We start from the raw sequence: 24,746 nt of genomic DNA on the forward strand, positions 1-24,746 counted from the left end.
TGGGTTGCTAAGTTTTCGGCAACCAGAGGCATGGCATGGCCTCCGGTGTTTCGCCGGAGAGTTCAGATGTTCAACGGTCGCCATTTCGACCAGTCCGCCATCCTGCTTTGCGTTCGCTGGCATCTGGCCTACGGCTTGGGCCCTGGCAATTTGAAGGACATGATGGCCCGAGCGTGGCATCAGGCCATCGATCATTCGACGATCTATCGCTGGGTCGTTCGCTTCTCGCCCTTGCTGCGGAAACGCTTCAATGGGCGCAAACGTGCCGTGACCGGCAAATGGCTTGCGGACCAATCGGGTTGTTTCCTACAACACGACCAACCCCCTCCGGGACCGTTCGCGGCGCAGACTGACGCCGATCCAGATCCGCAGAGCCAATACCTCAACAATCGATCGAGCAGGACCATCGGCGCATCAAGTGTCGTGTACGGCCCATGATCGGTTTCAATCACGCGCCAGCGCGATCGGCACGCTGGACGGGATCGAGATGATCCACATGATGCAAAGACGACAGGCGAGGATCTGGCGATCCGCAAGCTGCATGAAGGCAAGACTGGAGGAGCGGTGCCCCTGCTGGTGCCGTCCGCACAAGCCTGAAACCGCCGATTTTAGAGCATCCTCAGCAGCGCGCCGCCTATCGAATACCCCGCGCCAAACGCGCAGATCAGGCCGAAATCGCCGGGCTTCATGTCGGCGTGGTTCTCCGACAGCGCGATGATGGCGCCGGCGCCCGCCGTGTTGCCGAGCCGTTCCAGCACCATCGGCGCGCGGTCGTGGCCGACCTCGTGGCCGAATGACAGTTTCAGGATCATGGCATTCATGCGCGCATTGGCCTGATGCAGCCAGAAGCGCCGGACCGCCTGCGGCGTCAGCCCGTGCTCGGCGAGGAACTCGACGATGAATTTTTGCCCGGCGACGGTGACTTCCTTGAACACCTTGTTGCCGACCTGCTTGATCAGATTACCTTCCAGATTGATCATGTAAGGATCATCTTGGGTGGTGCGGGTGTGGTAGCCCAGATTGGTGCGGATGTTGTTCGACATCTGCGTCCAGATGCGCGTGTCCAGCACCTCGAAGCGCCCCGGCCGCTTCTCGCCCTGCGCCAGCCCTTCGACCACCATCGACACCGAGGCGTCGCCGAAGATGAAATGCGTCTGCCGGTCGCGGAAGTTGAGATGGCCGGTGATGATCTCGGGCGTCGTCACCAGGATGCGCTTGTGCGCGCCCGACCGCACCAAATTGACAGCAATGTGCAGTGCCGCAGCCGCCGAAGAGCAGCCAAGTCCCATGTCGAAGCCGGCGCCCTTTGTGCCCAGCGCCTCCTGCATTTCGATGGCGATCGCCGGATAGGGCCGCTGGTGATGCGAGGCCGAGCAGATCACCAGATCGATATCGGACGGCTTCAGCCCGGCATGATCAAGGGCTTTCCTTGCCGAAGCGATGCCGAACTCTGCCTCCAGCGACAGCGCGTCGTCTGGCCGCGCCGGAATGCGCGGCGCCATGCGGGTCGGGTCGAGAATGCCTTCGCGCTCGATCACATGGCGGGTGCGCACGCCCGAAGCGTGGACGATGAAGTCGCTGTCCGATTTCGGCAGCGGCGGCTCGCCGGTCTCCTGGCGGCGCGCATTCTCCATGTCGACCCAGGCATTGAAGCTGGCGACCAGTTCTTCATTGGTGATCGTCGGTTCGGGGATTTCAACGCCAATGCCGTTGATGATGACGCGATGCATCTTCAATCCGTCGCACGCGGCGGCGCTGCGGCTCTCACGTGGGCGTCGAATTCGCGCGCCGGCCGCGTTCGCTCATCCTCGAATTTGACATAGAGGGCGGCGGACCAGTCAGCCATGTCAGCTCCCACAATCATTCGACGGTGACCGATTTTGCGAGATGGCGCGGCTAGTCGACATCTGTGCCCATGACCAGCGCCGTGTGGTAGGCAAGAAGCTGTATCGGCAGCGAGAAAATCATCGGCGCGACTATCTCGTCGACTGCCGGCAGCCCCCGCCGCCGCCAATTCGTCCTTCAACTCGGCGAAATTCTCGATAATGCCGTTATGGACGACGGCCACACCATCGCTAAAGTGCGGATGCGCGTTGCGTTCAGTCGGTGCCCCAGGGGTTGCCCGGCGCGTGTGGGCGATGCCAATGGTGCCGCCCAGCGGCTCTTCCTTCAGCCTCGCCTCGAGATTGACGAGCTTGCCCTCGGCGCGCCGGCGGTGCAAGGCGCCCTCGGTGATCGTCGCAACGCCGGCTGAGTCATAGCCGCGATATTCCAGACGCTTCAACGCGTCGACCAACCGCTCCGACACTGGCTGTTGCCCAACGATGCCAACAATCCCGCACATGCTCGTCTCCGATTTCTCCCGGCAGCCTGGGTCGACCGGAAGGACACCCGCCCGGCCGTTTCTATTCAGAGCCTCCTAGGGGAATTCGGTACGATTGGTAAAATCGATTATTGGGATAACTGTCATCCACCCAGTGGATGGGGCCAGGACGCGTTTGGGCGACGTCCTCGATCATCCGGCGGCGAGACAGCAAATCTCGGCGATACGGGCCTCCTGAACGATCCGGGACGCGAGCACCTCACGCAGATTGCGCAGATTGGCCCTCAATGTCTAATGATCGAAGACGCGCCCCAGCAACGCCAGATCGGAGGGATTGAAGACGGCGGAGTGCGCGAGCATTTCGACGAAATCGACATGACACCCCCTTCGCTGCAGGCTCCGTCGAGCACAATCGATAGTTGGGCGCTATTGCAAGGTCCAGGCTGGACACTACGGCAGCAAACGTCCGGCGACCAAAAACAAGTGCTCAAGAGAAAAAACCGCCGCGCTTCGCGGCGCGACGGGTCGATCGGGCGTTGCATGAAGCATCGCTGCTGCGTCGTCATGAAACGCTGGGCCCGCCCCTTTGCCGGCCGATGTTCCATACCCTCGCGCTGAACCACGCCAGAAACCTCCTTGCCGATGTGCCGCTGGAGCACCGGCCGCAATGGCACCAGCGTGAGCTCGCTCGACCTCTCGATCGCGGCATATTTGCCGCAGGCGAGCTCAACCGATCGGCGCAGCGTACCCTCTATTCGATCTCCTGCCCGGGCTTCGGCATACGAGAGCCCAAGTTCCTGCGAAAGCTGACCGACAACACGGTTCAGCTCACGCTGACGCAGGATCGAAATCATGTTGGCGCGATAAACTATCCGGTCCTGCTCTTCACGCGCGAGACCCTGCACGAGCAGCCACTGCCGCCTGCGTGCCTGCGCGGCCCGCACATCACGGCCCGAAACCCGAGCCATGCAAAGCCTCCGGTCTGTCAGAGACCAGTTCGCGGTCAATCCAGGTGGCGCCGTCGATACCAATCTGTTGCTCAAGCGACAATGAGGAGAGCTTCTCGACCGTGACAGGTTCTTCCCTGGCACGCTGACGCTCGTAGACGACGACGCGTTTGGGATGGTCCGGCCCGATGACCCAGGTGCCGTCAGGCTCGCGCTTCACTCCACCGGTGGCGTGACGGATCGCTTCAAGGCGCCGGACGTGCGTTTCGGCGAAAGGTTCGGTGACCGATCGATCATGCTTGAGATGGATGTCGATGTTGTAGCGCCCGTTATGGGCGGCCACGATGTCCGCGATCGTACGGTCAAACTGCCTTGGCTCGGTGTTCCTCGGGGTGACACGAAAGCAGCTCCGCTGGACAACCAAAGGGTTGTTATGGCCGGGGATCAAAGCTCGAAGGGGCGAGACCGCCGTGAGCAGAGCGAATGAAGCGGGCTCGGTTCACGAGAGCCCGCCGCGCGTCAGGAGGCGCGCGGGCGCCCGCCAACGTCAATAGGACGGGTTTGCGATAGTGGGGCTTGGGGGCTTGATTGATCCTGTACTCGAAATCTTCGCCCAGCTTGCGCGGTATTTCATGTGGATCGAAAACCGATCGTTTCGGCGAGGTCGAGGATCCGTCCACATCGACGCGCCGACTATCCCTCTTGGATGGCCGCGAAGGATGCTTCTGGTCAACTCTTGAGGATTACAGCAGCGGTGGACGGTCTGGCGAAAGTCCCATTTTCGAGAAGAACACGTTCCATACCTCAACCTCGCCCAGTTGATCAGGAACATGGTTCTCCTGATGGATACTGCAGCGCTCCGGGACTGGCCCTGTGAACATCGACTTATCATATGCATTCCCGTTGGCGCGGAAATAGGCCACATGGAACCTTGAGTGTCCCAATTTTTTCTCAAGTAGAGTGACCATCTCCTGGAGATCGTCTACGCCAAACGTCTTTCCCATCTGCTGATCCCCCGGAGCATCCGTCGCCGAGACATAACGCACAAACAACGTCTTTCGTGTCCGAGCGATGTCAAGCATCTTATTGTATTTGTAAATCAGCTTCTCTCGGCAGGACCGTAACGCTTCCGGCGTGAATATCACTGCGTTGGACGTGGTCCGATCGAATTCATGGTGGTAAACTACCCCGTAATTCTCGCAAAAAGCTGACGTCCCATTGAAGCAGGCTGATACACGAAGCCCAAATCGCGCTCCATCATCTGCCAATATTTCCTCGATGGAGGCTATAGGTGTCACAATCCAATCAAAACAGCTGCTCGGGCGCCGTTTGAAATAGCGTCTGATTTGCGTCGCAGGAGTGCAGTCAGATCCAAGGCTAAAAATAGCTTCGTAAGGCATTGCCCGGTCCTTAGATGGTACCAGATAGGAGTGAAAGAGCGATGCTTTCCAGCATTTCGAAAGATAGGGCAAATCGATTGTATTGATGCGGACCATCAGCGCTGCGGATATGGAACCACGCAGCATCAAACTGTCCAAGCCGGTCATCATCGCGCGGCTTAGGATCGTTGTCCGCGATAAGCTGTTACCGGTGGTTCGTTCCTCGCCCAATGGAGGCAGCGGTAAGCGAACGCACTCTCTGCCGGCGGCGGCTCGCTGGCCGTGCGGGCGAAACGAAATCGTCGAAAATGGAGATCATTCAATTTCGGAAGCAGATACAAGCTGCAGTCGTGGGGCAGCGTGTCTGGCGATACCCTGGTGGCAACCGTGTCCTTGATCGCCTGCTTGAACATCGACAGTGATCACCATCGGCCGTGACAGCGACCGGCTGGCGAGGCACTGGCCATCGGGCGGCCGCCGCCGTGGATGTCATTCAACCACCGGAGGGCAGCAGGATTGTTCTTCAGACGCCGCGTAGGCACGATGGCGTCGACGCATAGCCGCAAACGGGCGGAGCACGGAGGGGCCGGAAGCGGCGATCTGCAAGCTCCGGCAATCCTGTCGCAGCAGCACGTGCTGCACGCCTGCTCGCGTCAGCAGGACATCGTTGGCACATGCGTCGCCTCCGTGCGGGATGTGTTCCCGCCATCGAAGGGCAAAGCCGTCATTGATGCAGCCTGTCGACCTTTACAGCTTGCTAGCGAACGACGCGGCCACGATTCGCCTGACCGAAGCCTGCGTCGTGGCGACCGACAGCGTCAATGCTGACAAGGCCTTCCCTCTTCATCCGCTGGCCTTTGACCTCGATGGGTGCGCGGCGTGGCGGCACCCAGCCGACCTAGCTGAAATCAGGGATCAAGAGCCGGCTCCGATCGATTGGTCGATGCGAACCGGAAACAGGGGCTCGCAGACGGCAACGCCTTCGGTGAAGGCGGGCCGCCGTTCCGCTGCCAGCGTCTCGACCGGACGTTCGCTTTTCAACGGATAGAGCGTGGTGCCGATGATGGCTCGCTCGCCTGCCTGATAGGCTGCGTTGCGCCGCGCTGCCGCGGCATGAACGCGTGCCTGGATATGCCCGCCCTGGAGGCTGGACAAGACGCCGCCCTCGGCCTCGATCGTCTGCAATTCCGTCCAGGCTGTCTCGCACAGTTCCGCGGTCAGCGCTTCGACCGCGCCGGATCCGTAGGCAGGATCGGCGACATGATCGATATGGCTTTCATTGGCCATGATCAGTTGCGCGTTGCGGGCAACGCGGCGGGCAAAACCCGCCGGCAAGCCATGCGCGATCGTATGCGGCAGGATTGAGATCGAATCGGCGCCGCCTGATGCTGCCGCAAAGCAGGCAATCGTGGTGCGCAGGATGTTGGTTTCGGGGTCCAATGCCGTCATCATGCGAAACGACGACTCGGCGTGGATATTGGCGGTGGAATTGGGGATCGAACAGGCTTCCTGCAGCCGTGCCCAGAGCCTGCGCAGTGCCCGAACCTTGGCCACCGACAGGAACTGGTCCTGGTCGACGCTGAGCGCGAAGCCGATATGCGGTGCGGCATAGACAAGCGGCTGCCGCGCCGTCTCGAACATTCTGAGATAGGAGACCGCCGAGGCCAGCATTATGCCAAGCTCTTGCGCTTCCGTGGCGCCGGCATTGTGGAACACGCGGCCGTCCGCCTCCAGCAGCACGCCCGGAACGCCCATCGAGAAGAAATGCGCCAGCGACTGCGGCATCGAGGCCTGTAGCGCCTCGATCGACATGCGCAGCCGGCCGGTTCCGGCAAAGATCGCCGCCGGATCGATGCCGAAGGAGAGGTTGAGTTTTGCCGGGTCTGAACGGCGCTTGCTCAGGAACGCCACCAGCCAGTCGGCCACGGCGCGGCTCCAGGGATGCGCATCGATGCGGGTCTGGATGCGATTGAGCGGTACGCCGTCCAGCACCGTCTCCAGCGCCAGCGCCGTTCTCGGCAGGCCGTAGCCGAATGCGTTCGGCGCCCCTTCGAAGACAAGCGACAATCCCGTCGCGCCTTGCGCTACGTCCTCCAGAGCCTGGGCCCTGGCGCGGTCGATATCCGGATCATCGACGCGCTGGCTGACGATCCAGGGCGATTTCGGGTTTGCACGCACGAGCGGTTCCGCCGCGATGCTGCGGTCGTAGAGCGGTTCGATGCGGATGTTGTCGTCGGTATGCGAGACCAGCGTTTCCTCGAAGGATGCGCCGGCCAACGCCTTTTCCGCCAAGGCCAGCCATCGCTGGCGCTCGGCATTCTCGGGTTCAACATCCCTGGTCAAGGCTCCAGCTCCCATCCTTCTTCCTCGTTTTTAGGCGTCCGCATCAGCCTGGAACACAGTCTACGGTTCCCGGTCCGATATCGTAATGCAATGCACTTGTTGGATCTGAATTCGACCTATCGGATTTATGTCAGCCTGTGGCACAAACCATGGCCGATTGCCACATACCGGCAAAAATGACGATGTCGGCAGCAACCCACGAGCTCCATCCATCTGGTCGGGAAGCGCATAGTTCAGGGCGATGCTGCGTGATCAGGCGGGTGGTCTCCGGCTGTTTCGCTGTTTTTAAGTTTGCAACCGACATCGAACTGATGTGTGCGACCCCGGCTCTACAATCCCTGCGGTGGGGGTGAGGCGTCCGCCTTCGTCTCATGGCTAAATCCGGCATCAAAGACAGCCGATGGCGCCACTCGCGGCCAGTGCCGACCTTTCGAACAGGGCAAGGACTGCCTTGTCATCAGATGTATCCACCATTGTCGGCAGGAGGTGGTTGCGCAATGTCGCGCTCGATCAGCCAGTGTTCCAGGGCCTCTACCATCTCTTCGGCCGATCTGCCGAGTGTCTTGAGATGGATTTCCGGCTTTTCCGGAGCTTCATACGGAGAATCGACGCCGGTGAAATTCTTGATTTCGCCATTCAGCGCCCGCGCATACAGGCCCTTCGGATCGCGCCTCGCGCATTCCTCGAAGGGCGTATCGACAAACACCTCGACGAATTCGCCGTCAGCCATCAATTCGCGTGCCATGCGCCGCTCGGCGCTGAATGGCGAAATGAAGGAGACGATGACGATCAGCCCGGCATCGGCCATCAGGCGCGCCACTTCGGCGACGCGGCGGATGTTCTCGACGCGGTCGGCGTCGGTGAAGCCGAGATCGCGGTTGAGGCCGTGACGGACATTGTCGCCATCCAGAATGTACGTATGGCGGCCGGTGGCGTAGAGCTTCTTTTCGAACAGATTGGCGATGGTCGACTTGCCGGAGCCGGAAAGCCCGGTGAACCAGAACACGGCGGGCCGCTGGTTCTTCATGTCGGCGCGGACGCGCTTGCCGACATCGAGCGACTGCCAATGGATGTTTTCGGCACGGCGCAGCGAGTGCAGGATCATGCCGGCGCCGACCGTGGCATTGGAGATGCGGTCGATCAGGATGAAGGCGCCAGTGGTGCGGTTCTCGGCGAACGGATCGAAGGCGATCGGTGTCCGCGTCGAGATGTTGCAGATGCCGACTTCGTTCATCTCGAGCGACTTGGCCGCCTCATGGGCAAAGTCGTTGACGTTGATCCGGTATTTCAGGTCGGTGACGGTGGCGCTTGTCTGGTCGGTCTCGGTGCGCAGGATGTAGGACCGGCCGGGCAGCAAAGCGTGCTCGTCGAACCAGACGATGTTGGCGGCGAACTGGTCGGCGACCTGCGGCCGGGCAGCCGGCGAAACCAGCATGTTGCCGCGTGAGATCTCGACCTCGTCGTCAAGGACGAGTGTGACAGCCTGGCCGGCTGCCGCTTGGGCCAGGTCGCCGCCATAGGAGACGATGCGCTTGACGCGCGAGGATTTGCCGGACTTGGCGACGACGACCTCGTCACCGGGTGCAACCGAGCCGGAGGCGACCGTGCCAGCAAAGCCGCGAAAGTCGAGATTGGGGCGGTTGACATATTGGACCGGGAACCGGAACGGCAGCTCGACCACCGCTTCGTCGACCGATACGGTTTCGAGATGCTCGATCAGCGTCGGGCCGGAATACCATTCCATGCTTTCCGAGCGGCTGGTGACGTTGTCGCCGTAACGGGCGGACATCGGGATCGGCACGATGGTCTGGAAGCCGAGATCACGCGAGAATTGCCGGTAGGACTCGGTAATGCGTTCGAAGACCGCTTGGTCGAACCCTACAAGATCGATCTTGTTGACGGCCAGCACGATGTGCCGGATGCCGAGTAGCGAAGCGATGATCGAATGGCGCCTGGTCTGGCGCAGCACCCCTTGCCGGGCATCGATCAGCACGATGGCCAGGTCGGCGGTCGACGCGCCGGTCGCCATGTTGCGGGTGTACTGTTCGTGGCCGGGCGTGTCGGCAACGATAAACTTGCGCTTCGGCGTGGCGAAGAAGCGATAGGCGACGTCGATGGTGATGCCTTGCTCGCGCTCGGCCTCGAGGCCATCGACCAGAAGCGCGAAATCGATGTCGTCGCCGGTCGTGCCGTGCTTGCGCGAATCGCGTTCGAGCGCGGCGAGCTGGTCCTCGAAAATCTGCTTGGTGTCGGAAAGCAGGCGCCCGATCAGCGTCGACTTGCCATCATCGACGGAACCGCAGGTCAGCAAGCGCAGCAGCGACTTCTTCTCCTGCGCCGCCAGATAGTCGCGGACGCCGTCGGTGGGTGCGAGGCTCTTTGCCATGATGTGGCGCATGCTCAGAAATACCCCTCGCGCTTCTTCTTTTCCATCGAGCCGGCTTCATCGCGGTCGATCAGGCGCCCTTGCCGCTCGGAGGTACGCGCCGTCAGCATTTCGCCAACGATGGCTTCCAGCGTATCGGCGTCGGATTCGATGGCGCCGGTCAGCGGATAGCAGCCAAGCGTGCGGAAGCGCACCAGCCGGTTCTCCACCGTCTCGCCGGGGCGCAGTTTCATGCGCTCGTCATCGCGCAGGATCAGCATGCCGTCGCGCTCGACCACCGGCCGCTGCTTGGCGAAATAGAGTGGCACGATCGGGATGTTTTCCTGCAGAATATACTGCCAGATGTCGAGCTCGGTCCAATTCGACAGCGGAAAGACACGGATCGATTCGCCCGATGCGATGCGGGTGTTGAATATCTTCCACATCTCGGGCCGTTGGTTCTTCGGGTCCCACACATGCTGCGCGTTGCGGAAGGAGAATATGCGCTCCTTGGCGCGCGATTTCTCCTCGTCGCGACGGGCGCCGCCAAAGGCGGCATCGAAACCGTATTTGTCGAGCGCCTGGCGCAGCGCCACGGTCTTCATCACATGGGTGTGCGTGTTGGAACCGTGATCGAACGGATTGATGTTGTCGCGCACGCCATCTTCGTTGACATGAACGAGCAGATCGAAGCCGAGTTTCTGCGCCATCTGATCGCGAAAGGCGATCATCTCGCGGAATTTCCACGTCGTGTCGACATGAAGGAAGGGGAATGGCGGCTTGGCGGGATAAAACGCCTTCATCGCCAGATGCATCAGCACGGAGGAGTCCTTGCCGACCGAATAGAGCATGACCGGCTTGGCAAAAGCGGCTGCAACCTCGCGGAAGATATGGATGGACTCGGCCTCCAGACGTTGCAGGTGCGTCAAAGGAACATTCATGTCGGCACTTTCCAATCCAGCCTTTGACGGCGCTTAAAGCGCCGCCCCGGGCAGAGCTGCCAGTCATCCCCGAAGCGGGCCCTTGCAAGCGCGAATGTGCGCCGGAAGTTCGACGCTTGCTGAAACCATATGATCACAGCTTTCGTCATCGCGACGATCTGAGACATCCGAGAGATTGCCCCAATGGTGTGCTGTTCAATCAGCCGGCAATATCATGCGCCGGCCAAACGGAATGAACGACCATGCCCGTTCGTGGAGATAGTACAGCACGATTTTTGTAATAACTTCAGCACTGGCGATCGATCCCGCGGAAACGACGTTTCCAGTTATGAGCCAGCTCAGCGCGAACGTATCGACACTGCCTGTGATGCGCCAACTGACAGCCTTGGCTATGGATCTGCCGTGGGTCTCGGGAACAGGAATGAACATGCGCAATCGCTCCAGGGGGACGTCAAGACCGACCTGATTTGGTCAGCTTGGTTTGATGGTGGGAACGTTCTTGATCCTGCCTGTCGATCAGGTCGGGAGGAAGTACGTTGGCGGTCATGCCCTTCTTGGCAAGTCTGCAACAAGAACGCCCTTAGTTGATGCCAATCGCGGGCCAAGTGGCAGCCCCGTCGTGGAGCAAGCCCGCTACTGGCTGCGAAGGCCAGTCACACGGCAGCGACGTCAAAGAACCTCGCATAAGGTCCGTTTGCGAAGTGAAGCCGCAACTCGTCGAAGTTCTCTACCGTTTCGTCGAGCGGTCGCGCTTCCTGGCGCTGAAGGATGGCGCGACCGGAAAGCTGAAGCCCCGGAACCCCCAAGAAATCCCAAACCGCTCCCAAACATGCGGCGGGTTCTTGAAGAAGGCTCTCATATTCGATTACCAGCACGTTGGACGGCGCGAAGGCGTGCGCAACTCGAGCGTAGAAAGCGTCGGCGGTTTTGAAGTACGACTCGCAGTCGGCGATTGGCAATCTGACCCGTGGTGGCGGAGCCGCATCCTTGTCCGAACTGAACTTCAGCCATTGGCCGCTTTGCCGTGCCTGCACCAGCGACCTTAGCGATTCCAGTATGTTTCTCCGGACCACGAGGATGACCTTGAGTCTTGGCCAACGGGCCAGTTCCGCAAAAAAGCCCGGATGATCGTGAAACTGAGGTTCGTTGACCTTGCAGCCAACATGCGTCACCGTCTTGTCGCTCCAAGTGGGACAGCGCACGTAAGCAAGCTCTAGGAGCTCGCGATCGCCGCGCAGCAAGCGATCCTTATCGGGCCAGTTGGTGTCGTACTCGTTGAGCAACTCACCGTTACTCAATATGTTCGGATGCTCGTTTAGCAATACTTCCAGGTAGTGTGTCCCGGTCCTTGGCATAGCAAGGATGGCAAAAGGCTCAGGTGTCGGTGAAATGTGGGTCATGGTGTGTGTTCCAGCTGATGATAGTTTCGACGGTTCAGGGGCGCCCAGGACAAGAATACTGGATGTGATCTCTAGACGCGGACGGATGCAATCAGCGCTCATGCAGCCGGATCGCGCCATGAGGTTCTGGTATCGCAGACCGGCGTGCAAGGCTGCGTCCGGTCGCGTGTGCGCCTCAGCTTGTGTGTTCTGCTGTCCCCAACTCACAGTCGCTGGGCCAAGCACGCTCGCGGCTGTAGCCGTTCGCGATGCTGACTCTCGTTCTCCTTCTTGTATTCGAAAGTAGCATCAACGCAGCAGGCGCCGGCGAAGCAGCACCATCGAGAGGAAGAACGGCACTACCGCGTATATGCAAAGCGCACCAATGTGCAGGGCGATGTCCCCAGCCGGGCGATCAAGCATGCCCGGACGAATCAGGTCGATCGAATGTGCCAGCGGTAAGATGCCCGCTATGTGCTGAAAGGTGCTTGGCAGTTGAGTGACCGGGAAGACAGCGCCGGACAGGAACAACATGGGTGTGAGGAAGAGCGTCTGGTAGAATATGAAGTAGTGGTAACTGGGCGCAAGCGCGGTTACGATCATCGCCAAGCTCGCAAAGGCCAACCCAGTGAGAGCGATGACTGGTAGCACATAGAGGACGGACGACCATGCTGAGTAGCCCGCTATGACGGCCACCATCGCAATCGCCGTACCGGCCAGAAAGGCCCTTGTAGTTGCCCACACCAACTCACCGAGAACTATGTCGCCAAGGGTAAGTTGTGTGTGCAGGATCGCTTCCCAGGTCCGCTGTTCGTTCATGCGAGGGAAAGTCGCATAAATTGTTTCGAAGGTGGACGCGGTCATCGCACTTGTCGCGACCATGCCGGCTGCCAAAAAAGCAGGGTACGACGCGTCTTCAACGCGACCTACCATCATTCCGAGACCAGTGCCGAGTCCAAACAGGTAGATCATAGGATCGGCGAGGTTACCGAGAATCGACGCGAGCGCGACCTTCGTCCATGCCAGATAGTTGCGGCGCCATACCGCAATCCAGTTCCAAGCGTTGGCGGGTAGAGCCGCCGAAAAACCTTTACCCATCGTTCACTTCTCCATCTCGCGTCCGGTCAGCCGCAAGAAAACGTCCTCCAGACTGGGTGGACGCTCCAGAAGGCGCAGACCCGCGCGCCCGCGCAGTTGTACGCGAACCTGCTCCGGATCGGCCGTATAGCAAAAGAGCGTCTCGCCGCTCACCTCGACGCGCTGCACGTATGGCCTGATCAGCGAAACCAGCTCCTGGGGATTCCCGCCGAAGATCTCGATCACCTGGCACCCGATGTGTTCCTCAATCAGGGCATGAGGGCTGCCTTCGGCGAGTTTGCGTCCATGCTCCAGAACGCACAGCCGATCGCATAAACGCTCGGCCTCTTCCATAAAATGGGTAGTCAAAATGATCGTCTTACCGCGCCCCAGCAGGAAACGCAGACGCTCCCAAATCAGGTGTCGCGCGTGCGGGTCGAGGCCGGTCGTCGGCTCGTCCATCACGAGTAGCTGGGGGTCGTTGATCAGCGCACGTGCCAGTGTCAAACGCCGTTTCATGCCGCCAGATAGTTCGCCGACACGTGCATCCGCCTTGCTCTCAAGACGGGCGAACTCGAGGAGTGACGGGATGACCTCTTTGATCTTGCGTGTGCTCATGCCGAAGTAGCGCCCGAACACCAACAGGTTCTCTCGTACGGTGAATTCCTGGTCAAGGTTGTCGAACTGCGGAACCACGCCGATGCTCTTGCGTGCAAAGCGACTCCGCGCACCCACCGGCTCTCCAAGAACCGTGATCTTGCCCGCATCAGGCACTGTCATGCCAAGGAGCATACGCGCAATCGTGCTCTTGCCCGCACCGTTCGGCCCCAGCAAGCCGAAGCACTCTCCCGACGCAACGGTGAACGACAGCCCGTTCACAACAAGCTTGTCGCCGAAGGACTTCTTCACGCCGGCAAGGTCGATTGCTACTTTGGACATGTGTCTATCTCAGTCTTAAGAGGCCGATCAGCCGGCCGGTAGCTTACTTGCGAATATTTTCTTGGCAGAACCGTCCATCGCATGGTGACGGCCCCTTTGGATAGTCACAGCCGAAGCAAGCGTGTGTCGCTCTCACCGGACGGATTGGCGTCGAGATGCAATCGATCGCCGTGCTGACAATTGATGGATGTTGCCCAAGCTCACAACGTGTCCATCCAGCCAACGCACTCGATCACTCAGCGCTGCAAACGCTGTCCGCGTTCACCAACTTTGAAGAATCGCGCGGAAGATCCGTTCTTCGAATTGCCTCAGCACTTCCCGAACTGCCTGTACCAACTCCGGCAATCGGGTTTGCGACGATGATCTGCTTTTTGTCGGCGTTGGGCAGGGTGGCAGTCTTGCGTGAAAGCCAATCACTATTGCTCAAGGTGCACAAAGCATAGGCTTTCAAGGGGAGTAACAGAAAGATGTTGATAAAAGTGTGCAGAGAAAAGCCGATAAATCGAGCTTGCCGAGCTCGACATGCTGTCACGGTGCACCGAATTATGGTCATTGCTGCAATAACCAGGATTGTCGTCCAAGGCAGCGTGGCTGTCAGTGCAAACTGTGCAATCCCGGCTATTACCGACAGGGCAAGAAGTAGCGGGCCAAGATTCTGTCCGACGACGTCCAATGTAAGATAGCGATCGAGGCCGGGCAACAGGCGCAGCGCAAGCAGCGTGTCCCGGAAAGTGCTCCGTGCCCAGCGCAGTTGTTGGCGCAGATAAGGTCCTAACCTATCGGGGACCACCGTTACAGCAATAGCGTCCGGAACGTACTCGGTTCGAAAGCCTGCCTCCAGCATGAGGATCGTAAGATGGCGATCCTCACCGAAGTCGCTTGGCTTGCCCCGAAACATCTGCGTCTCGTACTGGTCTAGCAGCGAAAGCAGCGAAGATCGGCGGTACATAGCACAGGGGCCGCAACAGCACATGACGGCACCGAAGCGGGCTTGCGCCGCCCTCTCCTCATTGCAGGCCAGCCAGTACTCCATATCGATCAATCGGGTCAGCCAAGTGTCGCTCCGGTTGCTTGCCGTCAACTGGCCCATGGCAGCGCCGATTGCTGGATCCTGCATCTTCCGCGCAAGCTTCCTGATGACGTCGGACGCAAGTGTCGTGTCCGAGTCGACGTTGAGCACCAAATCTCCAGATGAGCGACGTATCGCGGCGATCTGCGCTTTGCGCTTGCCGACATTCTCTGGGAGCAGAATGAAGTCGAATCGCGGGTCGCCGGCGTAATTGTCGTGAACGGGAATGACGGCGTCGCGATTTCCAGAACCGTCATCAACCACGTAGACACGTAGCTTTCCGGCGTATTCCTGGTTTGCAATGGAATCTAGGCACGCCGAGAGCGTAAGCGGGCCTTCGTTGTAGCAGGGGATGATGACATCCACGCTCGGCCAGAGGTCGGAGCCGACCAGGTCTTCCGACGCCGGTGCAACGGTTGGCGGCAGGGAATAAACCGCCTGCATGCCCTTATAAACAGTCGAGAGCAGTGCATAGCACGCGACGGCGACAGTACTGGTCGTGGTAAGCAGGTCCATGGGATCTCGTATATTCAGTGATGTTGAGGGAGCGGGCGGATTACAAAACCGCGGTGATGCAGCGCTGGAATCAGGCGGGATAGCGCCGTGACAGTCTGGTCACGCAGACTGGCGTAAGTGGCCGATTTCAACTCCTCGGGCCACCCGTCGTGCAAGAGCACAATTGCGCCCGGCCCAACACCGGTGAGCACCTCATCGACAATCGCGTCGACGCCAGGGCGAGCCCAGTCTCGCGGGTCAACTGACCAATGGACGCATGCCAATCCAGCGCGCGCCGACGTAGTGAGCACGTCCTCGGTCCAGACCCCATACGGCGCGCGCATGCGCCGCACCGTGGCCTGGGGACACGCCATCCTGATGGCGTTGCTTGCCTCGACTATTTCACGTTCGACTTCGCCGGGTTCGCATCTGGACAGGTCCGGATGAGTCATCGTGTGATTGGCTACCTCGTGCCCTTCTGCAATCATTCGTCGGATGAGTTCCGGCTGGTCTGCTGCGTGGGCACCGATGACGAAGAACGTCGCCGGCACCCGATGTTGCGCCAACAAATCGAGGATCTGCGGTGTGCAAACTGGATTGGGCCCGTCGTCAAACGTCAAATAGACGCTTCGATCTTGAGTGCCGTCAGCGCAGTCACTGGGCACTTCGCACATGTAGTCCACATTTTTCATAGGTTCGGAACGCTCCGATCAATCAGGGTGCCGGGCGGCCACTCGCCCATCGAGCATCGAATTGGCGCAACATGGTTCCGCATCGCCTGCCGAACCGTGCCGGATGGAATGGAGAGGTTGTCGCGTCGTGTCGACGCGATGGACCTTGCACGGGTCACCGAAGAACCAAGCCGCAATCGACATGCGACTTGATTGATGTTGGGCGTATGCCGGAAGGCGTACACCAGAAAATGCTCCTCGGAGCCGAAAGTGCTCCTCGGAGCTAACGCAAACATCGACAACGTTCCTTTAGGACTTCCTTGAATTCTCCCTATGCGACGTTCTGCAAAATCGGTAAAATCGTTTGTTTCGATCAGATGCATCCACGCTTTGGATAGCTGATGACATGCATTTTCAAACGGCTCGATGTAAATCTCATCGTGGTGCACGACGCGCGCTCGCCGGGCGCGGCCTCACTGCCGCGGCAAGCCGAAGCATCGGATGACACGAGCCCTTTCGAACAATCTTCGGGACTAGCCCGCCAGCTTGCGGCGCGCTTTGGCGTCGCATTGTGTGGTCCAGCGCTATCGAGCTACGGGTAGCGCTCGGCCTGGGGTGGCCATCGCCACAGCGTTCTGGAGCATCGGGCGTTCATCATCATCGAGCGGATCGAGCACACCTCGAATCTGACGCTGCATCGGCAGAAGCTGGCCGCACGCGGTATCTTAGTGTCCCGTAATGCGGTTTGGCAGTTTCTCAGGCGCGAGGGGTGAAGATGGGCCAGCTCATCCACAAAACCACATCCACCGAATGCGCAAACTACCTCGCAAACGCTCGTGGGCATGCTTCTATCAAAATGCTCTAAGCCAACCGGCCATGTCCTCGCGCGGCTGCACGATTCTTTCCGCGATGAAATATTGCCATGAACAGCCGCGAACTTATTCTAATACCGCGTGCGGAAGCACTCGCCCCCTAAGTTCGTTAGAGTGGAGACCTCTCGCATGATGCCTACCCCGCACGGTGGCCATCTCACGCGTAATCTCGGCCGCCACTACTTGTGGCTCTTGGCCATCGGAGCGGCCGACGGCCAAGGGTGATCACGCTGCTCTGCTGGGCTATCTGCTCAATCACGCATATTGCTGCCCCTTCGGTGATGCTGGATGATCCCAGATCTTCGTGGCAGATAGCTGGTTGCGCAGGTCGCGGACCGTGACGCAAGGGCGTTTTGGAACAGGTAAGCTCCGGTCAAGCCCGTGCTCAGATCATCGCCATGCCGCCATTCACATGGATGGTCTGGCCGGTGACGTAGGCGGCTTCGTTGGAGGCGAGATAGGCGACGGCGGACGCGACTTCAACGCTGGTGCCCATACGGCGCGTCGGGATCGCCGCCATGATCGCCTCTTTCTGCTTGTCGTTGAGCTTGTCGGTCATCGCCGATTCGATGAAGCCCGGGGCGACGCAGTTGACGGTGATGTTGCGGGTGGCGATCTCCTGCGCCAGAGACTTGGAAAAGCCGATCATGCCGGCCTTGGAGGCGCAGTAGTTCGTCTGGCCGGGATTGCCGGTGACGCCGACCACCGAGGTGATGTTGATGATGCGGCCGTGGCGGCGGCGCATCATCGGATGGGTGAGTTCGCGGGTCAGCCTGAACACGGCTGTCAGATTGACCTCGAGCACGGTGTTCCAGTCGGTGTCCGACATGCGCACGAACAGACCGTCCTTGGTGATGCCGGCATTGTTGACCAGTATGTCGACACCTTCGAGATCGGCCTCCGCCTTCTGGCCGAGCGCCTTGACCTCGTCGCGGTTCGACAAATTGGCCGGGAACAGCTTGACCCGGTCGCCAAGCTCGGCGGCCAGCGTCTCCAGTTTCTCGACACGGGTGCCATGCAGGCCGACGATGGCGCCCTGCGCATGCAGAACCCTGGCGATCGCCTCGCCAATGCCCCCCGATGCGCCGGTGACGAGTGCCTTGCGGCCAGTCAATTCGAACATTTATTATGCTCTTTTCAAATGCTGCAGCATCGCCGCGCCAGAAGTCTCGGTTCGTGGCAGCTTCCTCGCCGCGAACTCGCGCAGCGCAGAGGTCTCGGCCACGATAATTCCAGGCGCCGGATGACCGACGTGATCACCTAAATCTGCTGCTTCACTGGGCTACTGCAAGTACTTGCACTCCAACCCTTCAGCCCACCTGAGCAAGGAGGCCGCTACGGACCGATCGGGGATTCCGCAAACATCGGGATACGGAAGGTGACCTTGCCGGCATGTCGTCCTACACCTGCCTGAATGCCAGAACCGCGTTCATGCCGGCCATGGCGAAGGCGTTGCTCAGTGCCACGCGGACCTTGCGCTCGCGCGCGACGTTGGGCGTGACATCGAGATCGCAATCGGGGTCTGGCTCGCGATAATTGGCGGTCGGCGGCACGACACCCTCTTGGATTGCCATCACGCAGGCGATCATTTCAAGCGCGCTCGCGGCGCCGAGGCAATGCGCGTGCATGGACTTGGTGGAAGAGATGGACATCGAGTTGGCGTGGCCACCGAAGACTCGCTTGATCGCCTCCGTCTCCATCCGATCATTGGCCTTGGTGCCGGTGCCGTGCGCATTGATGTAGTCGACATCCTGGGCATTCAGCCCGGCATCGGCAAGGCAGGCGCGCATCGCCGCCTCCGGCCCCTCGACAGCCGGCGCGACGAGGTTGAAGGCATCAGCGGAAAGGCCGATGCCGGCGATCTCGGCAATAATCGTTGCGCCGCGAGCAGTGGCATGTTCATAGCTTTCCAGCACGGCCATCCCCGCACCCTCGCCCAGCACCAAGCCCCTCCTGTCGGAGGAGAAGGGCCTGCAGGTATCTGGCGCAATCACGCGCATTGCTTCCCACGCTTTCACCACACAAAATACGAATGGCGCGTCGCTGCCTCCGGCAAGCATCACGTCGGCCCGGCCGCACCTGATCTGGTCTACGGCTGAGGCAATCGCATGGTTGGCAGAGGCGCAGGCGGAGGTGACGCCGAAGACCGGCCCGCGCAGGCCGAGGCTCATGCTGACCTGGCCGGCAGCGGCACTCGGCATCGCCTTGGGTACGTCCATGACGCCAGCACGGCGCGCGCCGTTCAAAAGGAGAGCGCGGTAGCTTGCCTCGATCGCTTCCCAGCCGCTGCCGCCGACGCCCACTATCGCACCGAAGCGATAGGCATTTCGTTCATCGCAGGAAAGTCCGGCCTGTCGCATGGCTTCCCGCGCTGCAAGCACGGCAAGCAGGCTGAAGCGGTCCATGGTGACGAGCTGCCTGCGGTCGATGTCGTGCTCAGGGAGCGTCTTGATCTCGGCACCGATCGTGCCGGTCAACCCATGAAGCTCTGAAGTGACAATCGGGCCGATTGCTGAGCGACCTTCGCGCATCTCTTTCCAGATGGAGGGGGCATCAGTGCCCAGCCCGCACAGCCCGCCTATTCCGGTGATGACGACCCGCCTGTCCATTCAAGCTGCCTCAGCAAGCAAGCCGCGGATGGCTTTCACGATGTCGCCAACATTCTGCAGATCCGACCACGCCTCCGATGTGTTCATTTCGATCTTAATGCCATAGGCTTGCTCGAGGTCCCAGAGCACGTCCGCCAGTCCCAGCGAATCGATGCCGAGCGCGGTCACTTCCGTCTCGGTCGTTATTTCGCCGACTATGGGTCGAAACGCTCCCGCAAAGTTCTCAGATTCGACGCGTTTCTTGATTATGGTAATGATTTCCGTTGCGAGTTGATCAGCCATTCTGTCTGTTCCTTTCGATTTCAGCTGGTTTGACGTGGACGCGGCTCAACTCCTGCGGGCCGCGTTGCGAAAATAGCCACCGACAAAGCTCATGCTCATAAGGGCGGGCTGAGTTCCGGCCGATCTGCGGCGTAGGCTCCGATGACGAAGAAGGTCGCCGGCACCCGATGTGGCGCCAGCACATGACGGATTTGCGGTATGCAATGTGGGTTGGGCAAGTCCTCAAAGGTCGGCGTCAGCGCATCACCCGGCACTCACATGTGTAGTCATGCTTACAATTCTGGACCGTTTCGGTCGATCAGGGTGCCGGACGGCCACTCGTCCATCGAGCGTCCAATTGGCGCAACGAAGACGATCACGTCCTCGACGCGGGTGGGCGGCAGGTCGGGATGTATATTTGCGAGGGTGGACCGTACCTCAACCCCCGACACAATGCTCGCCAGACCGCCGCGGCAGAACCTCTCAACGTGGTTCCGCATTGCCTGCCGAACCGTGCCGAACACAAATGGAACCCCCATCCGCTGCAGCAATGGGTACACAACGCTCAGTGAAAAGCTGATTCCGAGTCCCTCAAGATCCGGACGGACCCCGTATAAGCCAATTTCGGCCACCAGTAGATCGACCTCGCCAACTTTGATGAAGCGGCGCAGTATGCCAATATGAGCCGCTATGCCGTGCGCGTCGTAACCGATTGCGCGGAATTCCGGCCTTGCACCGGCCCAGCTACGGCCGCCTTCGAATGGCTTTGCGAGGAAGGCCCCATGCCGTCCATAAGTCTTTAGAAAGAAATCGGAGAGTTCGACATGGTCGGCCAGTTGCAACTCATTTTCCCAGCACAACTTCCACCGTACGTCAGAGCCCATGGAAATACCTCATCTTGATTGCTGTTTTTGAGATAAGCGCCTACGCATGGAGAGCTTGCCGCGTCGAGCTGACGCGATGGACCTTGCGCGGATCACCGAAGAACCAAGCCGCAACCGACATGGGAGTTGATTGATGTTTCGGCGTATGCCGGAAGGCGTACACCAGAAGATGCTCCTCGGAGCCGAGAATGCTCCTTGGAGCTAACGCAAACATCGACGATTTTCCTTTAGGGCTTCCTTGAATTCTCCCTATGCGACGTTCTTCAGAATCGGTAAAATCGTTTGTTTCGATTAACGGCATCCACGCTATGGATAGCTAAAGACATGCGTTTCAAAGGGATTGACCTAAATCTCCTCGTTGTGCTCGACGCGCTGCTGGTGGAGCGCAGCCTCTCGGCGGCCCGCCCCATCAACTCAGCCAGCCGGCCATGAGTGCGGCCGTCGCCCCCGCTACGCGATTATTTCGGCGATGAACTGTTTACGACAAGCGGCCGCGAACGTTTTGTGACCCCGCGTGCGGCAGCACTTGCCCCCGCGGTTCGCGACGATCTCTGCACATCCAGTGCTCGATTATGGCTGTCCACCACAAGCAGCTGTCCGGCAGCTTACGTTCGAGAGATACATGTCGATGAGGCACGTCTCGGTCAGGTTCGGGCGTATTCTGAAGCCCTCCATCGAGGAATGGTTCTTGCTTGAACACCCCCGTCGCGACCCATCGCCGGTATCGGCGGAAGACGCTGTTCCACTTGCCATATTCATCAGGCATCAGGCAGATGAGGCCATTGCGCCCCGGTTCGGGCCATCCACATCCTGCCTTCGAAATAGCGCTGATTATCCTGCGCCGGACGGCACCCTCGACCCCGCTCTGCTGGCAGCAGCGGCCCGATCCGTGCCCATTCCTCGTCCGATACCCCAATCCGCGCGCCCAACGCTGCCTCCAAAAGACAGCCTTGAACCAGCGACCGAGTCTAGCGTCAAGCTTTGTCCACGAAGCCTAATAGACGACAGTGTCTCCAAACTTGCCCCAACACATGTGTGAGCTTTGCTACGCGCGCGAATGCGCCTCGCACTCGTCTTGCCAGCCGCCCGCGGGCTTACTTCGTCACAGCAAGGGCATTGTCTGTGGCTAACACCGGCCAGTATTTCGAAATTGCCAGAATGGCGCCGACGGAAGAAAAATGACCGTAGTCGAAATAGAGAAACTCGCCTGCGTCGGCGTAGGGGCAGCGTCCTGCGCTACAGAGGAATTTCAGCGGATCGATAAAGGTGGCGCCTTTGGTAAATGAGCGCACACGATTGTTGATGTCGGGATCCATGGCCATTGGCCAGTATGTATCATCCGAATTTCTGCGCTTTGCGAAGAATGCGATTTTCCGAACGTCGGTTATGAATTGCGGAGACTGGCCGATGACGAATACGCGCACACCCCGGCCACGAAGCTTATCGATCGTTTGCTGGAGACCGTCGAAACTTCTCGCCTCGTAGTCGGTCCACCGCCCGCTGAGGACAACCGTCTTGATGCCTGCGTCCCGGATGATCTCCAGGGCCTTCTGATTGAACCGTATGCAATCCGGGCGTGCATACGAGAAGTAAGAGAGAATCGGTGGACAGCCTGCGTAAGTATATTCCACGACGTTGGCTTGAATTTTCTTTTTGTTGGCCTCCAGCCCTGAAACATAGTGGGCGGCGAAGGAGTCGCCCCACAACAAAACGGTCGTAGCGAAGCCGCGAGTGCGTGTGCAGTCCTCGATGTTCCAGCTTTCGATCCGGCTCGAGCCCTCGTTGAAACAGGTCCCCTCGAGCCAGTCCCCGGCAGGAATCCGCTGCTGGGCATACTCCGGGAACCGTTGCGGAAAGCCGTTGCCGAGCGCGCCGGCCGCCCCGCCAACGCAAACAAGAGCGATCGCGCCCGCTGAAAAGGCGAAGATCGGCAACGGGGCGGTGAAGGACCTTTTCTGCCGAAACGGCTGTTCGATATACTTCCAGGAGAATGCAGCCAATGCGAAGCTTGCAACCGTCATCGCAATGGTCATCGACGGGTCGAGATTTTGTAACGAAAGATAGTGCGCGAACGCATTGATCGGCCAGTGAACGAGATATAGCGAATAGGAGATGAGGCCGATCAAGACCAGCGGCCGGACTTCGAGTATGCGGCTAGCAATCGTCGAGGGGCTATTTTGGCCGACATAGATAAGGAGGGTCGTTCCGAGGCACGGATACAGCGCGTTGTAGCCCGGGAACGGATCGCTCTCCGAAATCGCGAAGAACCCGATGGCGAGAAGGCCAAATCCGGCCATCCCCACCATCTCCATAAGAAATCGATTGTTCAACGGCGGGGGCCGTTTCAGCATGAGCACCGCGCCCAGCATGAGTTCCCAGACTCGTGTCGGCAGCAGGTAGAATCCAGCGCTTGGCGCCAGCCATGTCGCCATGACCGCGAGCACGAAGCTGCCGAGAATGATCGGTAGGAATGCTGTCAGCCAGCGCTTCGCAAAATAGCGATAGATCAGGAACATCAGGATTGGGGCAAAGATATAGTATTGCTCCTCGACGGAAAGCGACCACGTGTGCAACAGAGGTCGGAGCTCGGCATCGATGGAGAAGTAATTTGACGTTTTCCAAAAATAGATGTTTGACCAGAAAGTCGATGCCGCTATGACGCTGAGACTGAATTCATGCAGATCTGACGGCAGAAGAATGAACAATGCCGCGATGCAGGTGAGGAGCGTGACAAAGATCAGGGCCGGCAGAATGCGTCGGGCACGGCGCCAGTAGAAGCTGACGATCGAAAACTCGCCGCGTTCAAGGTCGTCCAGAAGGCTTCCGGTGATCAGGTAGCCAGATATGACGAAGAAGATGTCCACACCGGTAAAACCGCCGGGAATTGCCGAGATTCCGAAATGGAACAGTACGACCGGCAGCACCGCAAGGGCCCGAAGGCCATCGATATCACGCCTGTATGTCATTAAATTAGTCCTCTGTTCACAGGCCACGGCGAATGTCGGCAGCACACAGTTTGGGCTGGCGTCGGTACCCGCAGCCCTTGGCGGCCACTCCCCTTCTGCTCGCCCGCAAAGCTCTCCGGACGTGTTCGACCATGTCATCGACGCCAGCCTCCTTCGCTGGGACAATGACATTTTCGGGGAAGGCATTCGGGTTAAGGCGTTCTCTGCTATTGACCCGCCGAACCAAGAAACATCCTGTGCCAGGTGTCCTGACGTGATTTCGAAGCATGAGGATCCATTGCGATGCTGCGTAGTCGGTTCCAAAAATCGGCACCAAAACTCAGTCGACGGCGGACTAACGTCTCCTCGCGCTATTGAGCAAATCGATTTTGTTTATGCGCCCCATCCAATTGATGGATGCATGCCCCCCGGGCGCCTTCACTGCCGGAATTAAGGAGACTGGGGCGGACGATGCTCGGTTCAGATAGAGGCGAACGAGACGATCAGGTTCTGGCGTGACAAGAAGCGGCCATCCTTGCTACAGCCTGATTGATGGTTCGCACGCCAAGCTTTGCCTTGGCGTTTTCCAGATGGAAGGTCACGGTGCGTTTCGAGAGGCCGAGGATCTGGCTGATATCCCACGCCGACTTGCCGCGCGCCGCCCATCTCAGAGCTTCGAACTCCCGCGTCTTTGCGCCATCCACCACGCAATTGCCGGCGAGCCTGCGCCGGACATGAATGTGGAAGTTGATCGCTACCAACTGCAATGCGTTTTCGTAGCATTCCAGCGACCGCAAGACAGGCGGACGCGCCTCATCTGAAGCGGAGGTCAGCGCAGCAAAGCGGCCCCGCGATGATCATGCATGGACATGGTCAAGCCGCACCGAATGCCAAACTGAACTGCGTTTTCCAAAACTTCTTGCTGCGAGGCTGGCAAATACCGATGATCTCGATCCAGCCCCCAGTCGAAAGTATCCCAGCCTCGCAGCCCGCGCAGGGTCACCGGATCGACGCTGTGGTGGCGCGGTTGCAGATAATTGGAGGTCCAGGAAGAAGGATAGTTCGAGATCACTGGCGGCGTGTCGCTGGAGGCTGGCGGGTAAGTGAAGTAAGCGAAGAGCGGAAATTCCAAGCCGGCGGCGGCCGAGGCCATTGCCTTGTGGAGATCCGCAGCATCGACGCTTGCTGAAAGTTGCTCGATGAATTTTTCGGCAACTATATACTTGACAACGGAGGGCGCATCGTCA

22 protein-coding genes and 5 pseudogenes are annotated in these 24,746 nt (G+C 59.5%); 3 read left to right on the forward strand and 24 right to left on the reverse strand.

The annotated features are described in order from the left end of the window. Positions 1–66: 66 nt before the first annotated feature. Positions 67–520: pseudogene (locus BPNPMPFG_RS40105) on the forward strand (DDE-type integrase/transposase/recombinase); the annotation flags it as partial. 88 nt (positions 521–608) lie between these two features. On the opposite strand, the gene BPNPMPFG_RS40110 reads toward BPNPMPFG_RS40105, so the two are convergent. The 15 genes and pseudogenes from BPNPMPFG_RS40110 to BPNPMPFG_RS40180 form a co-directional block, all read right to left on the reverse strand. Then, entirely contained in the window at positions 609–1,730 is a 1,122-nt protein-coding gene (locus tag BPNPMPFG_RS40110; RefSeq protein ID WP_258598485.1) for a beta-ketoacyl-ACP synthase III, read from the reverse strand. Positions 1,731–1,996: 266 nt separating this feature from the next. Further along, a pseudogene (locus tag BPNPMPFG_RS40115) lies at positions 1,997–2,344 on the reverse strand (glutamine--fructose-6-phosphate transaminase (isomerizing)); the annotation flags it as partial. Positions 2,345–2,607: 263 nt separating this feature from the next. Further along, positions 2,608–3,291 carry a DUF3363 domain-containing protein gene (locus BPNPMPFG_RS40120; protein ID WP_258598486.1) on the reverse strand — a complete coding sequence of 228 codons (684 nt, stop codon included), beginning with the start codon at positions 3,289–3,291 and terminating at the stop codon, positions 2,608–2,610. After that, on the reverse strand, positions 3,269–3,613 hold the full coding sequence (locus tag BPNPMPFG_RS40125) for a DUF3363 domain-containing protein (protein WP_413776928.1): 345 nt from the start codon (positions 3,611–3,613) through the stop codon (positions 3,269–3,271). Before BPNPMPFG_RS40125 ends, BPNPMPFG_RS40120 begins: the two co-directional genes overlap by 23 nt. A gap of 400 nt (positions 3,614–4,013) precedes the next feature. Continuing rightward, on the reverse strand, positions 4,014–4,808 hold the full coding sequence (locus BPNPMPFG_RS40130) for a papain-like cysteine peptidase (protein ID WP_258598488.1): 795 nt from the start codon (positions 4,806–4,808) through the stop codon (positions 4,014–4,016). Between the two features lie 756 nt (positions 4,809–5,564). Further along, positions 5,565–7,007: a methylmalonyl-CoA mutase subunit beta gene (locus BPNPMPFG_RS40135; RefSeq protein ID WP_258598489.1), complete on the reverse strand. Its 1,443-nt coding sequence runs from the start codon at positions 7,005–7,007 to the stop codon at positions 5,565–5,567. Between the two features lie 442 nt (positions 7,008–7,449). Continuing rightward, entirely contained in the window at positions 7,450–9,390 is a 1,941-nt protein-coding gene (cysN, locus tag BPNPMPFG_RS40140) for a sulfate adenylyltransferase subunit CysN (RefSeq protein WP_258598491.1), read from the reverse strand. Between the two features lie 2 nt (positions 9,391–9,392). Further along, positions 9,393–10,298, reverse strand: a complete 906-nt coding sequence (gene cysD, locus BPNPMPFG_RS40145; RefSeq protein ID WP_258598492.1) for a sulfate adenylyltransferase subunit CysD — start codon at positions 10,296–10,298, stop codon at positions 9,393–9,395. A 195-nt stretch (positions 10,299–10,493) separates the two neighbouring features. Further along, positions 10,494–10,727: a DUF2061 domain-containing protein gene (locus BPNPMPFG_RS40150; protein ID WP_183455225.1), complete on the reverse strand. Its 234-nt coding sequence runs from the start codon at positions 10,725–10,727 to the stop codon at positions 10,494–10,496. Positions 10,728–10,951: 224 nt separating this feature from the next. Next, complete coding sequence (locus BPNPMPFG_RS40155) at positions 10,952–11,698, reverse strand: sulfotransferase (protein ID WP_258598493.1); 747 nt, start codon at positions 11,696–11,698, stop codon at positions 10,952–10,954. Between the two features lie 288 nt (positions 11,699–11,986). Beyond that, complete coding sequence (locus BPNPMPFG_RS40160) at positions 11,987–12,775, reverse strand: ABC transporter permease (protein WP_183455227.1); 789 nt, start codon at positions 12,773–12,775, stop codon at positions 11,987–11,989. A 3-nt stretch (positions 12,776–12,778) separates the two neighbouring features. Further along, entirely contained in the window at positions 12,779–13,693 is a 915-nt protein-coding gene (nodI, locus tag BPNPMPFG_RS40165; protein WP_258598494.1) for a nodulation factor ABC transporter ATP-binding protein NodI, read from the reverse strand. Positions 13,694–13,925: 232 nt separating this feature from the next. After that, the gene (gene nodC / locus BPNPMPFG_RS40170; RefSeq protein ID WP_258598495.1) at positions 13,926–15,278 is read right to left on the reverse strand and encodes a chitooligosaccharide synthase NodC; all 1,353 of its coding nucleotides are present in this window, start codon (positions 15,276–15,278) and stop codon (positions 13,926–13,928) included. 14 nt (positions 15,279–15,292) lie between these two features. Next, entirely contained in the window at positions 15,293–15,949 is a 657-nt protein-coding gene (gene nodB, locus BPNPMPFG_RS40175) for a chitooligosaccharide deacetylase NodB (protein WP_258598497.1), read from the reverse strand. Further along, positions 15,946–16,377 carry a GNAT family protein gene (locus tag BPNPMPFG_RS40180; RefSeq protein ID WP_258598498.1) on the reverse strand — a complete coding sequence of 144 codons (432 nt, stop codon included), beginning with the start codon at positions 16,375–16,377 and terminating at the stop codon, positions 15,946–15,948. The genes nodB and BPNPMPFG_RS40180 overlap by 4 nt, the downstream gene beginning before the upstream one ends. 130 nt (positions 16,378–16,507) lie before the next feature. Between BPNPMPFG_RS40180 and BPNPMPFG_RS40185 the strand changes: the two are divergent. Next, positions 16,508–16,698, forward strand: a pseudogene (locus tag BPNPMPFG_RS40185) (IS630 family transposase); the annotation flags it as partial. Between the two features lie 487 nt (positions 16,699–17,185). Here the strand turns inward: BPNPMPFG_RS40185 and fabG are convergent. From fabG to BPNPMPFG_RS40210, 5 genes and pseudogenes are all read right to left on the reverse strand, one after another. Further along, the gene (fabG, locus tag BPNPMPFG_RS40190; protein WP_258598500.1) at positions 17,186–17,923 is read right to left on the reverse strand and encodes a 3-oxoacyl-[acyl-carrier-protein] reductase; all 738 of its coding nucleotides are present in this window, start codon (positions 17,921–17,923) and stop codon (positions 17,186–17,188) included. 277 nt (positions 17,924–18,200) lie between these two features. Further along, positions 18,201–19,409 carry a beta-ketoacyl-[acyl-carrier-protein] synthase family protein gene (locus tag BPNPMPFG_RS40195; RefSeq protein ID WP_258598501.1) on the reverse strand — a complete coding sequence of 403 codons (1,209 nt, stop codon included), beginning with the start codon at positions 19,407–19,409 and terminating at the stop codon, positions 18,201–18,203. After that, complete coding sequence (locus BPNPMPFG_RS40200; RefSeq protein ID WP_183455234.1) at positions 19,410–19,691, reverse strand: acyl carrier protein; 282 nt, start codon at positions 19,689–19,691, stop codon at positions 19,410–19,412. A 110-nt stretch (positions 19,692–19,801) separates the two neighbouring features. Beyond that, positions 19,802–19,921 (reverse strand): annotated as a pseudogene (locus BPNPMPFG_RS40205) (polysaccharide deacetylase family protein); the annotation flags it as partial. Between the two features lie 42 nt (positions 19,922–19,963). Further along, entirely contained in the window at positions 19,964–20,554 is a 591-nt protein-coding gene (locus tag BPNPMPFG_RS40210; RefSeq protein WP_258598503.1) for a NodA family N-acyltransferase, read from the reverse strand. A 324-nt stretch (positions 20,555–20,878) separates the two neighbouring features. On the opposite strand from BPNPMPFG_RS40210, the pseudogene BPNPMPFG_RS40215 reads away from it, so the two are divergent. Further along, positions 20,879–21,299 (forward strand): annotated as a pseudogene (locus BPNPMPFG_RS40215) (LysR family transcriptional regulator); the annotation flags it as partial. A 13-nt stretch (positions 21,300–21,312) separates the two neighbouring features. Here BPNPMPFG_RS40215 and BPNPMPFG_RS43525 read toward each other — a convergent pair. The 4 genes from BPNPMPFG_RS43525 to BPNPMPFG_RS43050 all read right to left on the reverse strand — a co-directional run bounded on the left by BPNPMPFG_RS43525 (position 21,313) and on the right by BPNPMPFG_RS43050 (position 24,652). Continuing rightward, complete coding sequence (locus BPNPMPFG_RS43525; RefSeq protein WP_413776971.1) at positions 21,313–21,495, reverse strand: transposase; 183 nt, start codon at positions 21,493–21,495, stop codon at positions 21,313–21,315. Between the two features lie 153 nt (positions 21,496–21,648). Then, on the reverse strand, positions 21,649–23,520 hold the full coding sequence (locus BPNPMPFG_RS40220; protein WP_258598505.1) for an acyltransferase family protein: 1,872 nt from the start codon (positions 23,518–23,520) through the stop codon (positions 21,649–21,651). Positions 23,521–24,002: 482 nt separating this feature from the next. Beyond that, positions 24,003–24,266 carry a helix-turn-helix domain-containing protein gene (locus BPNPMPFG_RS43045; RefSeq protein WP_319946039.1) on the reverse strand — a complete coding sequence of 88 codons (264 nt, stop codon included), beginning with the start codon at positions 24,264–24,266 and terminating at the stop codon, positions 24,003–24,005. A gap of 62 nt (positions 24,267–24,328) precedes the next feature. Continuing rightward, complete coding sequence (locus tag BPNPMPFG_RS43050) at positions 24,329–24,652, reverse strand: autoinducer binding domain-containing protein (RefSeq protein ID WP_319946040.1); 324 nt, start codon at positions 24,650–24,652, stop codon at positions 24,329–24,331. Positions 24,653–24,746 lie beyond the last annotated feature (94 nt).

The organism is Mesorhizobium sp. AR07, assembly GCF_024746815.1.
GTDB lineage: Bacteria > Pseudomonadota > Alphaproteobacteria > Rhizobiales > Rhizobiaceae > Mesorhizobium.